This window comes from Spirosoma radiotolerans (assembly GCF_000974425.1).
In the GTDB taxonomy this organism is placed as follows: Bacteria; Bacteroidota; Bacteroidia; order Cytophagales; family Spirosomataceae; genus Spirosoma; species Spirosoma radiotolerans.
The window spans coordinates 3,081,925-3,101,427 of the sequence record NZ_CP010429.1 but is presented as its reverse complement, the minus strand read 5'-3'; the positions used below and the strand labels follow the sequence as shown (position 1 = coordinate 3,101,427).

Here is a 19,503-nt window from a genome sequence, read left to right as displayed (position 1 = left end):
TATGCTGTAAGGGCTAGTTTATAGGATTTGTAAATCAATTACATGCTATAGGCTATACTATACATTATGCAGCTAAAACGTTTATTATCTTGTCTTTTTTTCTGCATAAGTCTAACTTTTTGCTCCGGACGGTATACCCTGAGTTCTGGTGGAAGATCGAAGAAGCCGCTGAACCGACCATATACCTGACGTTCGATGATGGGCCTATCCCCGACGTGACGGAGTTTGTTCTCGAACAACTGGATAAATTTGCCGCTCAGGCAACCTTTTTCTGCATCGGCGACAATGTTCGGAAACACTCCGATATACTGTTTAAGGTGCTGGAAGCTGGCCATATGGTTGGAAACCACACGTTCAACCACCTCAACGGCTGGAAGACCGATGATCTAACCTATCTGGAAAATATCCAAAAATGCCAGGATCAGCTAAACGTAGAAACATCCCTGTTTCGGCCGCCTTATGGGCGTATAAAAAAGACGCAGGTGGCCGAGGTTATTGAGCACTATTCGATTGTTATGTGGGACGTTTTGACGGGTGATTTTGACCGTAGTTTACCCGCTGATGTGTGCCTCCGGAAAACTATTCAGTACACACGGCCTGGTTCTATTGTGGTGTTTCACGATAGTCTGAAAGCCTGGCCGACGATGCGTTACGTGCTGCCCCGAATGCTGGCCTATTTTGCCAATCGGGGCTATTCATTCCGCGCTGTTCCGCAACCTGTCTATGCCGGTTATTGATGAGCCTGCCCGAGATCGACCCGGTCCAGACTTCCCGTTTGTTAGTATTCTGATTGCCGCCCGAAACGAAGAGGATACCATTCTGGACTGCCTGCGGGCTATCACCCAGCTCAATTATCCACCCGAGCGCGTCGAGGTGCTGATTGGCAACGACCAGTCCACAGACCAGACCCGGACGCGGGTGGCGGAGTTCATTGCCGACAAACCGGCCTTTCACCTGATTGATATTGCCCCATCCAGCACAGGGTTGCTGGGAAAGGCCAACGTGCTGGCGCAACTGGCCAGGCAGGCGCGGGGCTCCCTGTTCTTTTTCACGGATGCCGATACCCAGGTTCCGGTAAACTGGCTAACTGAAATGAGCCGTCAGTTTATTCAACGAAGGGGTATTGTGACGGGGGTTACGCTTCCGAAGGGATCGGGCCTGTTTCAACGGCTTCAGACCATCGACTGGCTTTACAATCTGACGCTGACCCACCTGGTTAGCCTGGTCGGGATTCCGGTCACGGCCATGGGCAATAACATGGCCGTCAGCCGGGCCGGGTACGAGGCTGTTGGTGGCTACGAATCGTTGCCGTTTTCGGTGGTGGAGGACTACACCCTGTTTCAGGCTATCGTTTCGAAAGGATACGGCTTCAGGAACCTGCTGAACGAACAGGTGCTGGCCGAAACGAAGCCGGTATCGACCCTGCGAGCCTTTCTTCAGCAACGCAAACGGTGGATGCGGGGCGCTACGGATCTACCCAACTGGATGGTCATTTCGCTCTACACCCAATATCTCGTGGGGCCGCTTTTGCTGCTGATCGGGTATTTTTCGCCTGAGCTGGCTATCGGCCTGTATGTGATCAAACTTTTAATCCAGACCATGCTACTCTCGTTTGGCTTGAGCCGCCTGAAGCAAACCAACTTAGGGTTATTCGCGTTGCTTTTTGAACCTTACCAACTCCTTATCGGGCCTCTGTCCGTGGTTTTTTACCTGCTACCCACGCCCATTGAGTGGAAAGGGAGGCAGTATACCTAACTGAAAACAACAAATGATTCTTATTGATACCCACGCCCATATTTACGATCCGCAGTTTGACGAAGATCGGGATAAAATACTGCATCAGGCTGAAATGCAGCAAATTAGCCAAATCTGGATGCCCAACTGCGCCCGTGAAACCATACCGGGCATGATGGCGCTGGCCGACCAATATCCTGAGCGGTGTCTGCCCATGATGGGATTGCACCCCGCCTATGTGACGGCTACCGTGAATGAGGAACTGGCCGCTGTAGAAGACCATCTTGATCGCCATGCGTTCATGGCTGTTGGTGAAATTGGTCTGGATTTTTACTGGGATATGACCTTTGTTGACCAGCAATTCACTGCTTTTGAGACCCAGCTTCGGTGGGCAGCCGAACGGAACCTGCCCGTGTCTATGCATACCCGGTCGGGTCATGACCGAAATGCTTTTGCGGAAGCGGCTGACCTGATTGAAAATCTAAGGACAAGTGCCCCGGAAATGCAGAATCTGACGGGAATTTTTCACTGTTTCGTGGGTACCCTCGATGAAGCAAACCGAGCCATCGATCTGGGCTTCAAGCTGGGCATAGGGGGCGTGTCTACCTTTAAAAATGGTGGACTGGGCGCTGTGCTGCCGCACGTCAGTCTGGAACATATTGTTCTGGAAACTGATAGTCCTTATTTAGCGCCCGTACCGTATCGAGGTAAACGAAATGAGCCGTCTTATTTGCGGCTGATTGCGCAGCGCATTGCCGATTTGAAACAGGTTACGCTGGATGATGTGGCGCGCCATACAACCGCCAACGCGTTGTCGCTGCTACCAACCTTATACGCGAACCTGCTGCCTTAATTGTTTCATAAAATACAGCCGAATCGAAAGTTTACTAGCCCTAAGGTGACTAAAAGCAGGATTCGGTTCTTCAGAAAAACCAGTCAAGCATGCCCTACAAAACGGTTCACATTAACCCAGTTTCACCTACTTCTTCCCGTGCCTCGGTGCTGGTTATCTATACCGGCGGCACCTTTGGAATGGTATATGACCCTAAAGCCAGCCAACTCGTGCCTTTTGATTTTGACCGGGTATCTGAGCGTCTACCCGAACTGAACCGCCTGGATTTCGATATCACCCTCATCACCCTGAATGAAATTATTGATTCCTCGAACATGAAACCTGCCGTATGGGTCGAATTGGGGCAAATCATTCAGACCAACTACGACCAGTACGATAGCTTTGTGATTCTTCACGGCACAGATACAATGGCGTATACGGCGTCGGCGCTGAGTTTTATGCTGGTTGGCTTATCGAAGCCTGTTATTCTGACCGGAGCCCAACTGCCGATTGGAGTAGCCCGCAGTGATGCCCGTGAAAATTTCATCACCGCCCTCGAAATTGCGGCCGCCGTGGATTCGGCCGCCGTGGGGGAGGGAAAACCTATGGTCCCGGAAGTTTGCGTGTACTTCAACTCGTTACTGCTGCGCGGTAACCGATCCACTAAGCACGAGAGCGTCCAGTTCAACGCCTTTGCGTCCGAAAATTATCCACATCTGGCCAACGCTGGCGTTAGTATCGACTACAACCGACCGTACATTCGGGCTTATCAACCGGATCAGACTCTACACCTGCGCACTGAAATCGACACGAATGTGACGATTCTCAAACTTTTTCCCGGTATCACCCAGCCCGTCGTCGAATCCATTGTCAATATCCGTAACCTGCGGGGTTTGGTGCTCGAAACGTTTGGAGCTGGCAACGCCCCGACGGATGCCTGGTTTCTGGATACTCTCAAGGAGGCCATTGATCGGGGCGTCCTGATTTTCAACGTATCGCAGTGCGAGGGCGGGCGGGTGACGCAGGGCCAATACCAAACCAGCAAACAACTTTTGCAGATTGGTGTGGTCAGCGGAGCCGACATTACAACCGAGGCCGCCATTACTAAACTCATGGTATTGCTTGGTCAGGAGCGCGACCCAATTCGATTACGAGCCCTGATGAGTCAGTCAATTAGTGGCGAAATGACCGCTTAGGCCAGTCGTTGTTCCGTATTTTTTTGTGATAATTATTGCGTATCTACCATCAATCGTGCATCTTTGCACTCCCAAACGATACAGAGAGCTGCCAGAGTGGTCGAATGGGTCTGATTCGAAATCAGAAGTACTCGCAAGGGTACCGGGGGTTCGAATCCCTCGCTCTCTGCCGGAAGTCAGCAAACCAACTTGCTGACTTCGTTTTTAGAGAGGTGTCCGAGTGGTTGAAGGAGCACGCCTGGAAAGTGTGTATGCGGGAAACTGTATCGAGAGTTCGAATCTCTTCCTCTCTGCATAGAAGTCCGCCAATTCATTGGCGGACTTCTTTTTTATACGGCCACTTGAGCATGTTTGGAAAGTGTGTACAGGGCAAACGGTATCGAGCCGGGGTCGCGCTCGACTTCGAATGGCTGACGTTCTGCATAGAAGGCCGCCAATCCATTGACCTAAATCAAACAAGTGCCGGTTTTTTTTGAGTGTTTTTATAATACATCTCGTGTAAAGTAAAAACCCCACACAGCTTCATAGCCTATAAATACAAATACCGGGCAATCTGCCCGGTATTTGTATAAATCACCCATAAAACTATACCTGCCATTATATACGAAGATAGAATTATTTTAGTTTTTAATTGAACTTAAAAAATGCTTGTTTCAGAAAATATTTTTTTACGACGGCTAAAACGCATTGAGTAACCTTGTCTGGCGTAAGTAATCTATGCCGTATAAAGCGCTTTCAGGATTAAAACACTTCTGTAATGTGGGCGTTGGTAGAAACAAAACCAGTAAAGACAAATTTTTATGTGGCAGGAGAAGGACAACCAACTTACCCGTGATTTTCAGTTTGCTAACTTCAGTGAGGCTTTTGCCTTTATGACCCGCGTGGCGCTTGTCGCGGAGAAAATGGATCACCATCCCTGGTGGTCGAACGTCTACAATCAGGTAACAATCAACTTATCGACCCACGATGCAGGCAATACGGTAACCCAAAAAGATCATCAACTGGCCGCTGCCATTGATAAGCTACTCAGTTGATGTTTATGGCGGTTCATCGCTATGGTTTACTGGTCTGCCGGCCCGGTCCACCAACCGGGTATGGGACCGCTACAAACCGTAAACTGAAAACTGTAAACTATCTTGCGGCATGAAATTGTACCTCGTGCCGACTCCCATCGGTAATCTTGACGATATCACCCTGCGGGCCATTAAAATCCTCCAAGGTGTCGATACCATTCTGGCCGAAGATACCCGGACGTCGGGTGTATTGTTGCGGCATCTTTCCATTAACAAACCGCTTCACAGTTACCATATTTTCAATGAGCATCAGACCGTGCAGCGACTGGTGAATCAGATGAAAGAGGGCAAAACGCTGGCTCTGGTCTCAGACGCAGGGACGCCGGGTATTTCTGATCCTGGCTTTCTGCTGGTCCGGGAGTGTATCAAAAATGACATTCCGGTCGAGTGCCTGCCCGGTCCAACGGCCTTTGTTCCGGCTTTAGTCAATTCAGGGCTGCCTAATGACCGCTTTACGTTCGAGGGATTTCTGCCGCATAAAAAAGGGCGGCAGACCCGGCTGGCCGAACTGGCGGGGGAGGAACGAACCATGGTGTTTTATGAGTCGCCCCATCGATTGCTTAAAACCCTGCAGCAATTTACGGAAGTGTTCGGGCCGGAACGACCCGCCAGCGTCTCACGCGAGCTGACCAAATTATTTGAGGAAAATCAACGCGGGCCATTGTCCGAACTAATTGCTTATTTTGCTCAAAAAACGATAAAAGGTGAAATTGTCATTTGCGTACAGGGAAAAGAACCCAGTCGTGGGAAAGCCAAACGAGTGTATGAAAACGATGCGGATGACAACGAAGACGATGGCGAAGATGACTAGAAAACCTGGATTAAACCGATTGTTGAGCTTTCTGCTCATCCTTCTCTCCTCCTTTCTCGTTCCGCCTTCCTCATTCGCCCAAACCCTTTCCCCATCGGCTCAGGTCAGCCTGATTACGTATGGGCCGGGCACAGATGACATCTCTTCAGCGTTTGGGCATACCGAAATACGGTTCGTTGATCCGGCGCTGGGGCTTGATCGGGACTACAGTTATGGTGGCTTCGATTATAACGCCGATTCGTTTATCCTGAAATTTTTGCGGGGTACGTTGCCTTATTTTTTGTCGGTCCACAACCTGTATCAGGTGATGTACTATTACCAGCAGACAAACCGAAGCATTCGGGAACAGTACCTGAACCTGTCGCCCACGCAGCGGCAACGGTTGTTTACGGCGCTGGAACAGAATTACTTACCCGAGAACCGGACATACCGGTATAAGTTTTACTACGACAACTGCGCGACTCGTCCCCGCGATATGATTGCCAACGCCTGTGGCGATAGTTTGCTGATTCCCTCGCGTTCGCGCATGACGGGTAAATCTTACCGCGACTGGATGAACGATTACCTGAATGAGCAACCCTGGTACCAGTTAGGCATGAACCTGGCCATTGGCCGTCCGGCGGATGAGCAGACCGATGGCTGGCGCGCTATGTATTTGCCCGATCAGGTACATGACCAACTGGCCCGTGCGACAGTACGGCAGGCGAATGGGCAGTTTATTCCACTGGTTCGGGGGGAACAGACACTGTTTTCGGGCCAGAAGACGTTTCGTCAGCAAGTGCCCCTGCTATTCGACCCCAATGTTGTGTTCGGTGTTCTGGGGGTTGTCATTGCCCTCTTTACGATCCGGCGTTATGTGAGTGCCGGGAAAGTTGACCGCTGGCTCGACCGGCTCCTGTTTGGGGTGTCGGGATTTCTGGGCTGGTTTCTGCTCTTGCTCTGGATCATGCGAGATGATGGTGTTACGGGCTGGAACCCAACCTTACTCTACCTGATGCCGCTGCATTTGCCCCTAATTTACTGGGCGACGGGCTCAACCGCCACGGCCCGGCGTCGGACGCTGTATTTTAGCCTCACGGCCATTCTGGCTGCGCTCGGCATATTTCTGTCGAACATTCCGGGGGGCTTTGACGTGGTATTCCCGCTGACGTTGCTCGTCCGGTGCATTGTAAACCTGCAGCCTACTCGTCGGGGGCAGCAAACCCCGATGCGGGTTGCGTAAAATTTGTTTAGTTATAAACCCGCCTAAACGTGCTTTGTCTGGATTATAGAACAAAATGTTGCTCTAAAATCCATGAAAAAACTACTATTGCCTGGCCTGCTGCTGATTTGGGTCACCAACGTGCTGGCCCAACCGGTTGAGCGGCTCGTTAAAGTCATTGTCACCCCCGATCATACCGACTGGCTGTATAAACCCGGCGAACCAGTCAAGCTGACTATCTCGGTTTACCGGAATAATGTGCTGCTGAAAGGAGCCAGACTCCGCTACGAAATAGGGCCGGAGAAGATGACGCCCACGAAAAAAGAAACGGTTACGCTGAAGGAGGGAACCCTGGCACTGGATGCCGGTACGATGAAAACGGCGGGTTTCCTGCGGTGTATTGCTACGGCTGAAGTGGACGGGAAAGAGTACCGGGGCCTGACAACCGCCGGGTTTGACCCCCAAAGCATCAAACCGACCGTTGCCAACCCGGAAGATTTTAAGGCATTCTGGGATAATGCCAAAGCTGACCTGGCAAAAGTGCCCATGGATGCCCGCATGACGCTGCTGCCCGAGCGCTGCACTGAACTGACAAATGTGTATCATCTCAACCTGCAAAACGTCAATAACTCCCGATTTTACGGGATTCTGTGCGTACCCAAAAAAGAAGGAAAATACCCTGCCATTCTGCGGGTGCCCGGCGCGGGGGTTCGCCCGTATTACGGTATGATTGCTGAAGCCGACAAGGGATTTATCACCCTTGAAGTGGGCATTCATGGCGTTCCGGTAACGATGGAGCCGGCGGTTTATGAAAGTCTCAGCCGGGGTCCGCTCAATGGCTACCCGGCCGCTAATCTGGACGACCGGGATCGGTATTATTACAAACGGGTGTATCTGGGTTGCGTCCGGGCGGTCGATTTTCTGGCGAGTATGCCCCAATACGATGGGCAGAACATGGCTGTTACGGGCGGAAGCCAGGGCGGGGCGCTCAGCATCGTTACGGCTGGTCTGGACAGCCGAATAAAGTGGCTAGGCGCTTACTATCCGGCCTTGTGCGACGTAACCGGTTACCTGAATGGCCGGGCGGGTGGCTGGCCCCACCTGTTTGCCGGCAATGATATGGCCTACAATAATAAACCCGACCGGGTTAAAACAACGGGCTACTATGATGTGGTTAACTTTGCCCGTCAGGTGAACGTACCCGGTTATTATTCCTGGGGTTTCAATGATGAAACCTGTCCGCCCACGTCTATGTATGCCGCTTACAACCTGATTCCAGGCAAAAAAACACTCGAACTTTATCTGGAAACCGGCCACTGGACGTTTCCAGAACAAACCGAGAAGATGAACAGCTGGTTGCTTGGGCAGTTGAAAGGCGTGAAGTGACGCGAACCTCCGGTCCGCCAAGCCGTAGGCTAATTAGTAATGTAAGTCTACGGCTATGCGGACTGGATGGCCGCGTTACAGAAGCAACCAAAACGTTTGACATTTCGTACTCATAGCATGCAACTCTTCGTCAACCCCGCCCTTAGCGATACGCTTAAAACGAGCTTACAGCAAAACCTGCCAACCGATATAACCGCCGTTTTTCGGCATGATTTACCCGAGGCCGATCAGCAGGCTGCCTTTCAGTCGGCCGACTTCGTACTGGGGAACCCGCCGGTTGCCTGGTTTAGTAATGGAGCCCCCCGATTAGCCTTCTGGCAACTGGATTCGGCGGGCTTCGATGGGTTTAAAACCATTCGTGTGCAGGCGGTCATTGCCAACATGGGCGATTATTTTGCCCGCCCCTGTGCCGAAACCATGATGGCGGGTATTCTGGCTATGTACCGCGCCATTCCCGAACTGACCCTGTTACAGAGCAAATCGGACTGGGTTGGCGCACCCATTCGTGCCCGGACGAATCTGTTGTGGCAAAAGCAGGTGGTTATTCTTGGAACCGGTACCATTGGCCAGGCCGTTCGGCAGATGTTGAGTGGGTTTGGCTGCACCACCACGATGCTGGCCCGCACCGATCCGCAGGCCGATCTGCATTCGGCCGAGGAGCTTATTGCCATACTCCCTCAAACGGATATTGTTGTGAACTGCCTGCCCGGAACCGCTGCTGGCTTTGTGTCGGCGGAGGTAATCGCGGCCATGAAGCCGGGGAGTTTATACGCCAACGTAGGACGCGGTACGACAACCGACGAGCCCGCCTTGATCCGTGCGTTGCAATCCGGTCAACTGGGCGGTGCCGTACTCGACGTAACCGCCCAGGAGCCGCTGCCCGCTGATAGCCCGCTCTGGGAAATGCCGAATGTTCTGCTGACCCAGCACACCGGGGGCGGCCAACCGGACGAAGACGGAGGGAAGGTCGATCAGTTCCTGCGCAACCTGACCCGATTTCGGGCAGGACAGCCGCTGGAAAATGCGGTTGAGTTGGGGAGAGGGTATTAGGCTCGGGCAAAATTTAGGCACTTAAATTGCCTTTTAACGGTCAGAATGCCCGTTTTTCAAGTTTTCTTTGTATATTTAAGGAGCCGAATGAGATGACAAAAGTTCGTTAACCCTGTGTACTTATCCACTGGAATAGTTCCTGAAACACGTCAATGATAAACGAAGAAAATGAACAGCCGATAGACGACGATAGCCAGCAGCCTGAAGCAGGGTCACCTGATGATGGGACCGAGCTGACCAGCGCCCTCGAACCGGACGACGAGCCAACAGATATCATCACCAAAGAAGTCCTGCACGACCAGACGGTAGTGGCAGGCTTATACGAAAATTACTTCCTGGATTACGCGTCCTACGTTATTCTCGAACGGGCAGTGCCCGCCGTAGAGGATGGGTTGAAGCCTGTTCAGCGCCGGATTCTGCATGCCCTGAAAGAAATGGACGACGGTCGCTTCAATAAAGTGGCGAACGTGATCGGGCAAACCATGCAGTTTCACCCGCACGGGGATGCCTCCATTGGGGAAGCCTTAGTGAATATTGGTCAAAAAGAACTCCTCTTCGATACGCAGGGTAGTTGGGGCGACGTCCGGACGGGCGATGGAGCCGCTGCCCCCCGGTACATTGAAGTGCGGCTATCCAAATTTGCCCAGGATGCCATTTACAACGACAAAACAACCGAATGGCAACTGTCGTATGATGGCCGCAAACGCGAACCCATTACTTTGCCCGTCAAGTTTCCGCTCTTGCTGGCGCAGGGTGTCGAGGGAATTGCCGTCGGGTTATCGACCAAAATTTTACCTCATAATTTTAATGAACTGATCGAGGCTTCCATCAATATATTGAAGGATAAGCCCGTGTCGCTCTTCCCCGATTTTCAGACGGGGGGGCTCATCGACGTCAGCAACTATAACGACGGTCATCGGGGCGGTAAGGTTCGGGTTCGGGCCAAGATCGAAGAGGTCGATAAGAAAACCCTCGCCATTCGCGATGTGCCGTTTGGCGTGACAACGCCACAACTGATCGATTCCATTGTGAAGGCGGCTGAGTTGGGGAAAATTCGCATCAAGGCGCCCAGCCGGACAACGGCTGCTGTGGTTGACAATACGGCAAAAGACGTCGAGATTCTGGTGCACTTACAGCCGGGTGTTTCCCCCGATGTGTCCATCGACGCGCTCTATGCGTTCACGGACTGTGAGGTCTCCATTTCGCCCAATGCCTGCGTGATCATTGGCGACAAGCCGCATTTTGTGAGTGTCACGGATATTCTGCGCGTCAATACGCATCAGACGGTTCAGTTACTGCAACGCGAACTGGAGATTCGGCGTAGTGAGTTGATGGAGCGATTGCTATACAGTTCGCTCGAAAAAATATTCATTGAGAACCGGATTTACCGGAAAATTGAAGAGTGCGAAACGTTTGAGGATGTTATCGCCACCATCGATAAGGCACTCAAACCCCATAAGAAGCTGTTTTACCGCGTCATTACGGAGGACGACATAATCCGCCTGACCGAAATAAAAATTAAGCGGATTTCGAAGTACGATGGGTTCAAGGCTGAGGAGTTGATGCGTCGGCTGGAGCAGGAATTAGCCGAGACCGAAGACAACCTGGCCAATATTACCCGATTTGCCATTGCCTATTACAAGGATTTGCAGAAGAAGTATGGCAAAGGTCGCGAGCGCAAAACGGAGATCCGGGCGTTCAATACAATTGCCGCCAGTGTGGTAGCTGCCGCCAACCAGAAACTGTATGTCGACCGGGAAGGCGGCTTTATTGGGTACGGGCTCAAAAAGGATGAGTACGTGAGCGATTGTTCCGACATTGACGACATCATCGTTTTCCGGCGGGATGGAAAATGCATGGTCGTGAAAATTGCGGAAAAAGTATTTGTCGGCAAGGATATTGTGTATGTTTCGGTATTCAAGAAAAACGACGAGCGTAAGATTTATAACTTGGTTTATTTGGATGGTAAGTCGGGCATCTCGATGGCGAAGCGGTTCCCTGTGACGGGTGTTACCCGCGATCGGGAATATGACCTGACCATGGGAAATCCGAAATCGAAGATGACCTATTTCAGTGCCAATGACAATGGCGAAGCAGAGGTCATTACGATAAACCTGACGGCCCAGTGCACGGCGAAGATCAAGCAGTTCGACTACGACTTTGCGTCTGTTGGCATTAAGAACCGGTCGGCGCAGGGGAATATCCTGACCAAATATCCGGTTCGGAAAATTACCCAGAAATCAGGGGGGGTATCAACCCTAGGGGGGGTCGATATCTGGTACGATGAACACCTTGGACGGCTTAACCGGGATGAGCGCGGTCGTTTGCTGGGTAATTTCGATGCGAAAGACAGCATCCTGGTAGTGTATAAGGATGGGCAGTATGAATTGACGAGCTTTGACCTGACGAACCGATACGAGCCAAACGATATAGCCCTGCTGCAGAAGTTTGATCCCGATACAGTCCTGTCAGCCGTTTATTACGAAGCTAATCAGAAAGCCTGGTATGTGAAGCGGTTTAAAGTTGAGACGACATCGCTGGATAAAAAATTTAGCTTTATAGGTGATGGAAAAGGATCGAAAAGTCTGGTTATCACCAATGACCGCTACCCACGCATCGAGGTTGTTCACCAGGTAAAAGATCGCGGTCCGTTCGAGTCGATGATTTTGGAACCAGAAGGGTTTATTGATGTTCGCGGCTGGAAGGCACTGGGAAATAAACTGCCCTTTGCCAAAGTAAAAGAGGTGAAGTTGCTGCCGCCAAAGATTGTTAAAGAACCTGCAAAAGCGGCCCCGAATGTTGAGCCTGTTGCGCTGGTCCCAACGGAACCTGAAGAAAAAGAGTCTGTGCAGTTAGGGTTGTTTTCCTGACCTATTTGAGACGAACCCGACGGGGGTATTTGGCTGACGAATATGGAAAAGACGAAACTTTTAGGCCTGCGAACGGTAATTTACGCTGCTCCCGAGCTTGTTCAAGCGAAAGCGTGGTACACGGAAGCCCTGGGAATTGCCCCGTATTTTGACGAGCCTTATTACGTAGGCTTCAGCGTGGGAGGCTATGAATTAGGCCTCGACCCAAATGCGCAGGTTGTTGCTGGCAGCACGCTCACCTATTGGGGTGTTGCCAGCCTGGAGGCTTCGGTACAGCAGTTTATGGCGATCGGGGCACGGATACATACCCCGATCCAGAACGTAGGTGACGATATACTTGTTGCCACCCTGGAAGACCCATTTGGTAATGTGCTTGGATTGATTGAGAATCCACATTTCAATCGTTGAGTAGATGAACACGACCCTGGCTAGCGATTACAGCAATGACCAGCCGCGCGAAGCGGTCGGCATTCGCGTGGTCAAGTGGGTCATCAAACTGACAATTGTTGTGATTTTTTCGGGCGCAACGATTGTCTTGGTTAGTAACTGGTGGGTGGTGTACAATACCCGCAATCAAATCTATTTTAGTATTGACGAGCTACCGGTCAATGATGTTGGGCTTGTGCTGGGCACCAGTAAATTTGTTCGAACGGGAAAAGAGAATCTCTTTTTTCGCTACCGCATGGAAGCTACGGCCCGATTGTGGAAAGAAGGCAAAGTAAAGTACTTGATTCTGAGTGGTAACAATGACTCGGAATACTACAACGAGCCGGTAGACATGCAACGGGCTTTGGTCAGATTAGGCGTACCTGCCTCGGTCATGACGCTCGATTATGCGGGGTATCGAACGTTCGATTCGGTCGTTCGGTGCAAAGACGTATTCAATCAGGAAAAGATCACCATTATCTCGCAGAATTTCCACAATGCCCGCGCCCTCTACATTGGTAATCACGAGGGCATGGAAGCCATTGCCTTTGCGGCCCAGGACGTGCCTGATGGCTACTCCCTTCGTACCCTGATTCGGGAATATCTCGCCCGCCCCTACGCGTTGCTCGACGTGTACCTGATTCGCCCCCAGCCCGAAAAGGGAAACTGGGAACGCAAGCGTAATCCGTAATCCGCTCTTTATCGATTTACACAACGGACGTAACGCATGCGTCTGATTGTTTTTATGGGCCTATGCACCCTAAGTAAAAATACGTTAGTTCGTCTTCCTTAATTGTGTACATTCTTTGTTTATGATTACCTTATAGGATAAATTAGTATGTAATAAAATAGGAAAATAATAACAATATTAAAAGGTAATCTACCGTTTAATCAACAAAGAAATCTAATATACCTCTATGAAACTTACGTACCTAGTCGGCCTAACAGCCTTGTTGGGAGCCTTGGCTTCCTGCCAGTCGGATCAGGAAACTACCCAGACACCCGCCCCGGTTTCGTCGTCCGTTTACAAAGAAGCAGGGGTGGGGACAAGCGCTTTTACGCCGAATCTGGCGGGCGCGCGCGCTGCCCTAGCAACCTCAACCCAACAGCAGGAAGTGCTTACCTACATCAATCAGGCCCGATCAAAACCCTGTCAATGTGGAACAACCGTTTATCCAGCCGTTCCGGCGCTAACGCTCGATGCGCAACTCAATGCAGCGTCGGATAAATTCGCGGTCGATCTGGCGACCTACAATTACTTTAGTCATACCGGCCGCGACGGTTCACTGCCCTGGGATCGGATGACTCGCGAAGGGTATGTGTGGCGGGCTGCTGGTGAGAATATCGCAGCTGGTTACACAACCACGCGGGCTGTTGTCGATGGCTGGCTCAAGTCGCCTGGCCATTGCGCCAACATTATGAGTGCCAATTTTAAGAACGTTGGCGTTGGCTACGGCTATAGCGCCACCAGCACATACAAAGCCTACTGGGTAACGGATTTCGGTACCCGTCAGTAAGAGATAACGGATTGGTATGGGTGTACTCACGGGCTTCAGCCCGTAGGTACACCCATACGTACTATTCCCGTTTCCGGCTTTGGCCTTCCTTGCGAATGCCTACGTAGAAACCAACGCTGTTGGAATAGAGGTCACCGATGTCGGTGGCAATGGCTGCGTTTGCCGTTATGCCGTTCAGTATGGGTAAGGGAGCTGATACCGTAAGCGCTGACGAAAACTGACGCACGCTATGGCCAAAAGGGACTTCATATGTGCCCAGGTTTTCGCTATATGACGCTTTCAGTTGAAAGCGAAAAAAATCATAGGCCTGCCCCGACAGCCCAATGTGCATAACCGATACGCGGTTGTTGTTCGTAAACCCGTATTTAGGTAAGTTCCCCTGACTATCGGTAGAGGGTGTGATGAAGGGCGTTCCCATCGTCAGACCAAACCGCGACCAGCCATCCTGGTACTGGGAATGGTTGAAATAATTGTCACGGCCTCGCTGGGATGCTTTTTCCAGGAACAACGCACCGCCCTGGCTCTCGGTATTCAGGTACTCAAAGAGAATCGACCGGATTTGAACGCCATTGGGGTTGACGGGTCGTCGGTTATTGATGCGCAGGCCATTCAAGCCGTCGCTGATGTTGATTAGGTAAAAAAGTGATCCGTCTTCGTAAATATTTTGGCGATAAGCAAAAAAAGAAAAATGCCGCCCGGTGTATTCAAAACCCAGGTCGACCGTGCCCAGGTGATTCCCGATGCGGTTTTCGCGGTCAAAGGAGCTGATTCGATTGGTATCAAGATCGGTTCGATTTCCTAATGAGCTGGCCGTAATCACGTCGATGTAATCACTGAACCGGTTAGGCAACTGGTTATTTTTAATCACCGAGCCGGGTAGGCGTTCCGTATTGCCCCCCCACATAACCTGATGATTAATGCCGCCATACAACTTGAGCCGCCAGTGTGGTTTGCCGAAACGGCCGTACAGGGCTTTCTGGTGCAACATGATGTTGTTGATGAACCGCTCTTCTTCGAACCAGCCATGTGCGTAAAAACCTTTAAACCCAAACAGACTGTTTCTGGGTAAATAATCGGGAACAGCAAGCTGGATTTTTAACATGGGCAGGGTATTGCCCGACCAGGCGTAGGAGCCCGAAGTAAGCGTTGAATCGACGAGGCCAATGATTTCTCGTCGACGACCCGCCCAGACTTCCAGCCCTTTTCCGAACTTTACTTTAACATAAGCTTCCGGAATCAGCAGTTTGTAGGTGTACCCCGCATTCAGCACGGCCTCCGCTCCCCAACCCCAATCGACTCGCCGATTGACCGTCCGTAAACTATCAAGTTTGGTTTTTGGCGCATCATGATAGTCGACCCGGATGGCCTGACGCAGAGTCATTAACGCGGCTTCGCGGGGCACAATGCCATATTGGTTGGCTCGTAGCCAGAAGGGTGTCTCGCCGGAGGTGGCAAAATAACTGCCCAGTTCGGTACGGTATCGAACTGGCTTGAGCGTCTGCCCTTGGCAGTTGGCAACAACGGCCAGGTAAATGACCAGTAGACGGACAAGGCTGTGTTTTAACATAAACTTGCTTTATAGACTTCCGACCGTGTGCTTGTTTGTTGGTCACTTAGGAATCGGCGGAGGTCTACAAGTTTGCTCGTTACATAAAACATGCCAGTCTATTTTCAGTTTTACACGAGTGAAAAAGATGGCTGACGTCCGTTGTCGAAGAAAAAGTGGTTCCGAGTTTTCGGAAGCCCTAAGATATTACCTTACCTTTGTTGTTTCGTTCAGCGTTTACAATCGGATGTCGGTCTACCGGGATACGTTACCGGAAAACCCTTGTTGCCTGACGGAATTACGTGATCGTTTTAGACAGCTATTTACCCAAAAAAGTACGTTGTTGACTTGTATCCGGCGTATGCGTTTACGCCCTTATTGAGTTGAAAAGGCTACTACCCAATTAATTATGACCCCTAACGATGAACTCATCCGCATCATTGATTTATTAAATACGACCTATGAAGGCGAAGAAGCCTGGCATGGTCCATCGGTCGTTGATGTATTGAGAGGTGTAACCCCTGATATGGCCGGACGCCGGATTTCTCCGAACACGCACAGCATTGCCGAACTGGTCTTTCACATGACCAGCTGGCGAATTTTCTGCGTTAAAAAGATGCAGGGTGATGAACTGTTTGATATTGTAACCCCAGGCAAAAATTTTGGCGCCCTGCCCGATAAAATTGATGATTTTGAGTGGGAAGCTCTCGAAATGGAATTGAGCCTGAGCCAGGAAGAACTCATTAATGAACTCGACAAGCGCGACGACGACGAGTTCCTGGAAGACATCGTGCCCGGTCGTGACTATACGTATTATGATATGCTGCATGGGATTATCAATCACGATATGTATCATACCGGCCAGATCATGATTATGCAGAAAGCCCTGGCGCAGCGGGGAGGCAACTCCCGCTACGAAGACGATGACGCCGACGAATACGGTTCCCCTTTCGGCAGCAGCAGCGAACACGACGATTATTATTGATAAAGAGCGAAATCGGACTGCCGAAGCGGAGCGAACGTAGGTACGCCAGCACTCATTCAGGCCGCTTCGGCGGTCCGATTTCACTCACTCACTCATTCACTCCTTGAATTACTGGCTCGTTAAATCGGAACCCGAAACATACGGGTGGGATAATTTTATCATACAAGGCCGCGCAGTATGGGATGGTGTTCGCAATTACCAGGCTCGTAACAACCTGAAAGCCATGCAACTGGGTGATCAGGTCTTGTTTTATCATAGCGTTACCAAACCCGGTGTGGTAGGACTGGCAACTGTTGTGCGGGAGCATTATCCCGATCCAACCATACCCGACGACGCACGCTGGGTAGCCATCGAGCTGGAGCCGGTGATGGCCCTGAACCGCCCCGTAACGCTGGCACAGATTAAAGCCGAACCCCTGCTGGCCAACATTAGCCTCATCAAGCAATCCCGCTTATCCGTTATGCCCATCCGCGTCGACGAGTTTGAACTGATCCTGCACCTGGGGCAACAACACAGCGTCGTTTAAACCGTTGGGAATGAGAGCACACGGCCTGGTTCATCGGCTGAATGCTGCACAAAAGAATAGTATGACTGATATTAAACTGATTATGCCCGAGCCCTGGGCAGACTACGAATTGATCGATTCGGGTAATTTTCAAAAACTCGAACGCTTTGGCGAGTTCGTGCTGTCCCGTCCTGAGCCCCAGGCCATTTGGGATAAATCACTGTCGGATGCTGACTGGGAGCGGCAGGCTCACGCGACGTTTCGGCGCGACCGTCAATCACCCGAACGGGGCGACTGGCAAACGTCGCCCACCATGCGTGATCCGTGGTACGTTTCTTTCAAACAGGGGGGCTTGCAGTTAAGATTCAAACTGGCTCTGACCACCTTCAAGCACGTAGGGATATTTCCGGAGCAGGCCAATAACTGGCAATACATTCACGACCGGGTAACCGCTATCTCGGCCGACGTTCCCCGGCCTAAGGTGCTTAACCTGTTTGCTTATACGGGTGGAGCATCCTTGGCGGCCCGTCAGGCGGGTGCCGATGTCACACACGTTGATGCCGTCAAGCCTGTAATCAGTTGGGCCCGGGAGAACATGGATTATAGCGAACTGGATAATATTCGCTGGGTGGTTGAAGATGCCGTCAAGTTTGTTCGACGGGAGGTTCGGCGGGGAAATCGCTACAATGGCATCATTCTTGATCCGCCCGCCTACGGCCGTGGCCCGGATGGGGAGAAGTGGGTACTGGAAGAACACCTCAATGACCTGCTAAAATCCTGTGCCGACCTGCTTGATCGGACGGACTTCTTTTTTATCATTAATCTCTACTCACTCGGGTTTTCGTCGCTCATTCTGGACAACCTGATGGGGCAGATTTTTGGTACCGTACCCAACCCGGAATGGGGCGAGTTATGCATGACTGACAGCCATCAAAAACGGCTACCTTTGGGGGTGTTTTACCGATTCGCGTCATGAGGAGTATAAAAGAGCGAACGAGTGGTGTAAAGTGCGAAAGCGCGAACGAACGGAAGAACGCAATTCATCCGGTATCAATCGCTTATTCACTCATTCACTCATTCGCTCTTTCACTCTTTATACTGCTCGTTATGGCTTCCTGCGGGGGCGACGACCGACAGGCAGCCCACATTCCGGATTTTCCGAAACCAGGCGACAGCAGCCGGGCGGAGGGAGCACTACGGGCACTAACGGTAGCCATCAACCAATCGTCGCCCGCGTCAGCCTATGCGAAGCGAGCCGCTATCTTGTTGGCCATGGGGCGGATGAATGAAGCGCTCGCCGATATTGAAGAAGCCATTAGCCGAAATGATAATGCCGGAACTTACTACCTGACGCGCGCCCAGATTCTGCGGGCCTTGCAGCAACCGGCAAAAGCGCTGCAAAATGCCCAGCGAGCCGAAATCCTGGGTGTCGATACGCCTGAACTATACACCTTGCAGGGCGATCTGCTTCAGCAGCAAAATCAGTTCGACAAAGCAAAACTTTACGTTGCCAAAGCCCTGCAAATGGCTCCTTACGATGGAGAAGCTTACTTTTTCAATGGATTGATGGCCGCCCGGCAAGGGGATACGGCCCAGGCGATTACACTCTACCAGCAGTCGCTTCGGTTGAAGCCCCGCTACCTGGAAACGTATAATCAATTAGCGTCGGTCTACCGAACCCTCGGTGATCAAAATGCCGCACTGGCCTATAACCAGCAGGCGTTGCGGTATTTTCCCGGCAACGCCCGGCTTTATTATGGCCGGGGGCTAATCTATCATTCAATCGGGCAGCTCGACAGTGCGATGACGTACTATCGTCAAACGATGAAGCTACAGCCGGGCTACTACCAGGCTTATTTTCAGGTGGGATTGATCAACCAGACCTACCGGAACTACTACGAAGCCCTGGGAAATTATCAGCGGGTACAGCAACTAAGACCGCAGTTTCCGCGTATTGATACATACATTGGCTATTGCCACGAACAAATGGGACAATATGACTTAGCCATTGCAGCCTACACAAAAGCCACGCAGCAAAATGCCACCGATCAGCAGGCAGCTGCGGGTTTATGGCGTTCGCAACGAAGACAATACACGCAAAATTCGTATAACTCCTTATTTTTGCCGGATACGGCGGCAAAACCAGTGACCCAGGCCAAAAGCAGAACCGTGATCGACACGACTCGTGTTCGCATTACGACCATTCAGCCCAAAGCCAGGGTAATGACCAATGCCAACGATTCGCTCAAACGGTCCATAAAGCCGATTGGACAAAATTAGGTTTACGGTTTGTGGTTTATGGTTGGCTGACGCATGAGTTGCTTTCGCCGGTTCGCTGGCGCGTCAGCCAACCATAAACCACAAACCGTAA

The 19,503-nt window shown here is 51.3% G+C and carries 18 protein-coding genes and 2 tRNA genes; 19 read left to right on the top strand and 1 reads right to left on the bottom strand.

Features of this window, described 5'->3' with window-relative positions; all coding sequences use genetic code 11:
• Positions 1-89: 89 nt before the first annotated feature.
• From SD10_RS12555 to SD10_RS12485, 15 genes are all read left to right on the top strand, one after another.
• Entirely contained in the window at positions 90-737 is a 648-nt protein-coding gene (locus SD10_RS12555; protein ID WP_046574100.1) for a polysaccharide deacetylase family protein, read from the top strand.
• Positions 724-1,755, top strand: coding sequence for a glycosyltransferase (locus SD10_RS12550; RefSeq protein WP_046574099.1), 1,032 nt, complete (start codon positions 724-726; stop codon positions 1,753-1,755). Before SD10_RS12555 ends, SD10_RS12550 begins: the two co-directional genes overlap by 14 nt.
• A 13-nt stretch (positions 1,756-1,768) precedes the next feature.
• Positions 1,769-2,587 carry a TatD family hydrolase gene (locus SD10_RS12545; RefSeq protein WP_046574098.1) on the top strand — a complete coding sequence of 273 codons (819 nt, stop codon included), beginning with the start codon at positions 1,769-1,771 and terminating at the stop codon, positions 2,585-2,587.
• Between the two features lie 89 nt (positions 2,588-2,676).
• Positions 2,677-3,762 carry an asparaginase gene (locus SD10_RS12540; protein ID WP_046574097.1) on the top strand — a complete coding sequence of 362 codons (1,086 nt, stop codon included), beginning with the start codon at positions 2,677-2,679 and terminating at the stop codon, positions 3,760-3,762.
• A gap of 82 nt (positions 3,763-3,844) precedes the next feature.
• Positions 3,845-3,931 (top strand) — tRNA-Ser (locus tag SD10_RS12535).
• 37 nt (positions 3,932-3,968) lie between these two features.
• Positions 3,969-4,055 (top strand) — tRNA-Ser (locus SD10_RS12530).
• A 507-nt stretch (positions 4,056-4,562) separates the two neighbouring features.
• On the top strand, positions 4,563-4,796 hold the full coding sequence (locus SD10_RS12525; RefSeq protein WP_046574096.1) for a 4a-hydroxytetrahydrobiopterin dehydratase: 234 nt from the start codon (positions 4,563-4,565) through the stop codon (positions 4,794-4,796).
• Positions 4,797-4,905: 109 nt separating this feature from the next.
• Complete coding sequence (gene rsmI, locus SD10_RS12520; protein ID WP_046574095.1) at positions 4,906-5,646, top strand: 16S rRNA (cytidine(1402)-2'-O)-methyltransferase; 741 nt, start codon at positions 4,906-4,908, stop codon at positions 5,644-5,646.
• Positions 5,639-6,868, top strand: coding sequence for an Lnb N-terminal periplasmic domain-containing protein (locus tag SD10_RS12515; protein ID WP_148562438.1), 1,230 nt, complete (start codon positions 5,639-5,641; stop codon positions 6,866-6,868). The genes rsmI and SD10_RS12515 overlap by 8 nt, the downstream gene beginning before the upstream one ends.
• 72 nt (positions 6,869-6,940) lie before the next feature.
• Positions 6,941-8,233, top strand: a complete 1,293-nt coding sequence (locus tag SD10_RS12510) for an acetylxylan esterase (RefSeq protein WP_046574093.1) — start codon at positions 6,941-6,943, stop codon at positions 8,231-8,233.
• Positions 8,234-8,350: 117 nt separating this feature from the next.
• Positions 8,351-9,283, top strand: a complete 933-nt coding sequence (locus SD10_RS12505; RefSeq protein WP_052731174.1) for a D-2-hydroxyacid dehydrogenase — start codon at positions 8,351-8,353, stop codon at positions 9,281-9,283.
• Between the two features lie 152 nt (positions 9,284-9,435).
• Entirely contained in the window at positions 9,436-12,153 is a 2,718-nt protein-coding gene (locus SD10_RS12500; RefSeq protein WP_046574092.1) for a DNA gyrase/topoisomerase IV subunit A, read from the top strand.
• A 42-nt stretch (positions 12,154-12,195) separates the two neighbouring features.
• Positions 12,196-12,561 carry a VOC family protein gene (locus SD10_RS12495; protein ID WP_046574091.1) on the top strand — a complete coding sequence of 122 codons (366 nt, stop codon included), beginning with the start codon at positions 12,196-12,198 and terminating at the stop codon, positions 12,559-12,561.
• 4 nt (positions 12,562-12,565) lie between these two features.
• Positions 12,566-13,270 carry a SanA/YdcF family protein gene (locus SD10_RS12490; protein WP_179945495.1) on the top strand — a complete coding sequence of 235 codons (705 nt, stop codon included), beginning with the start codon at positions 12,566-12,568 and terminating at the stop codon, positions 13,268-13,270.
• Between the two features lie 226 nt (positions 13,271-13,496).
• Positions 13,497-14,096, top strand: coding sequence for a CAP domain-containing protein (locus SD10_RS12485; protein WP_046574090.1), 600 nt, complete (start codon positions 13,497-13,499; stop codon positions 14,094-14,096).
• 61 nt (positions 14,097-14,157) lie between these two features.
• On the opposite strand, the gene SD10_RS12480 is transcribed toward SD10_RS12485, so the two are convergent.
• Complete coding sequence (locus SD10_RS12480) at positions 14,158-15,663, bottom strand: capsule assembly Wzi family protein (protein WP_046574089.1); 1,506 nt, start codon at positions 15,661-15,663, stop codon at positions 14,158-14,160.
• A gap of 388 nt (positions 15,664-16,051) precedes the next feature.
• Between SD10_RS12480 and SD10_RS12475 the strand changes: the two genes are divergently transcribed.
• From SD10_RS12475 to SD10_RS12460, 4 genes are all read left to right on the top strand, one after another.
• Positions 16,052-16,627: a DinB family protein gene (locus tag SD10_RS12475; RefSeq protein ID WP_046574088.1), complete on the top strand. Its 576-nt coding sequence runs from the start codon at positions 16,052-16,054 to the stop codon at positions 16,625-16,627.
• 103 nt (positions 16,628-16,730) lie between these two features.
• Positions 16,731-17,153, top strand: coding sequence for an EVE domain-containing protein (locus SD10_RS12470; RefSeq protein ID WP_046574087.1), 423 nt, complete (start codon positions 16,731-16,733; stop codon positions 17,151-17,153).
• Positions 17,154-17,214: 61 nt separating this feature from the next.
• Positions 17,215-18,108 (top strand): class I SAM-dependent methyltransferase, encoded by an 894-nt coding sequence (locus tag SD10_RS12465; protein ID WP_046579446.1) that lies wholly within the window; start codon positions 17,215-17,217, stop codon positions 18,106-18,108.
• Positions 18,105-19,412 (top strand): tetratricopeptide repeat protein, encoded by a 1,308-nt coding sequence (locus SD10_RS12460; protein ID WP_082111585.1) that lies wholly within the window; start codon positions 18,105-18,107, stop codon positions 19,410-19,412. Before SD10_RS12465 ends, SD10_RS12460 begins: the two co-directional genes overlap by 4 nt.
• Positions 19,413-19,503: the final 91 nt, after the last annotated feature.

Bases quoted from the DNA above. Each gene is read 5' to 3' on its own strand.
- SD10_RS12540 (WP_046574097.1), top strand. From the start codon at position 2,677: ATGCCCTACAAAACGGTTCACATTAACCCAGTTTCACCTACTTCTTCC.
- SD10_RS12480 (WP_046574089.1), bottom strand. From the start codon at position 15,663: ATGTTAAAACACAGCCTTGTCCGTCTACTGGTCATTTACCTGGCCGTT.
- SD10_RS12500 (WP_046574092.1), top strand. From the start codon at position 9,436: ATGATAAACGAAGAAAATGAACAGCCGATAGACGACGATAGCCAGCAG.
- rsmI (WP_046574095.1), top strand. From the start codon at position 4,906: ATGAAATTGTACCTCGTGCCGACTCCCATCGGTAATCTTGACGATATC.
- SD10_RS12505 (WP_052731174.1), top strand. From the start codon at position 8,351: ATGCAACTCTTCGTCAACCCCGCCCTTAGCGATACGCTTAAAACGAGC.
- SD10_RS12545 (WP_046574098.1), top strand. From the start codon at position 1,769: ATGATTCTTATTGATACCCACGCCCATATTTACGATCCGCAGTTTGAC.
- SD10_RS12490 (WP_179945495.1), top strand. From the start codon at position 12,566: ATGAACACGACCCTGGCTAGCGATTACAGCAATGACCAGCCGCGCGAA.
- SD10_RS12515 (WP_148562438.1), top strand. From the start codon at position 5,639: ATGACTAGAAAACCTGGATTAAACCGATTGTTGAGCTTTCTGCTCATC.
- SD10_RS12525 (WP_046574096.1), top strand. From the start codon at position 4,563: ATGTGGCAGGAGAAGGACAACCAACTTACCCGTGATTTTCAGTTTGCT.
- SD10_RS12460 (WP_082111585.1), top strand. From the start codon at position 18,105: ATGAGGAGTATAAAAGAGCGAACGAGTGGTGTAAAGTGCGAAAGCGCG.
- SD10_RS12510 (WP_046574093.1), top strand. From the start codon at position 6,941: ATGAAAAAACTACTATTGCCTGGCCTGCTGCTGATTTGGGTCACCAAC.
- SD10_RS12465 (WP_046579446.1), top strand. From the start codon at position 17,215: ATGACTGATATTAAACTGATTATGCCCGAGCCCTGGGCAGACTACGAA.
- SD10_RS12495 (WP_046574091.1), top strand. From the start codon at position 12,196: ATGGAAAAGACGAAACTTTTAGGCCTGCGAACGGTAATTTACGCTGCT.
- SD10_RS12475 (WP_046574088.1), top strand. From the start codon at position 16,052: ATGACCCCTAACGATGAACTCATCCGCATCATTGATTTATTAAATACG.
- SD10_RS12550 (WP_046574099.1), top strand. From the start codon at position 724: ATGCCGGTTATTGATGAGCCTGCCCGAGATCGACCCGGTCCAGACTTC.
- SD10_RS12485 (WP_046574090.1), top strand. From the start codon at position 13,497: ATGAAACTTACGTACCTAGTCGGCCTAACAGCCTTGTTGGGAGCCTTG.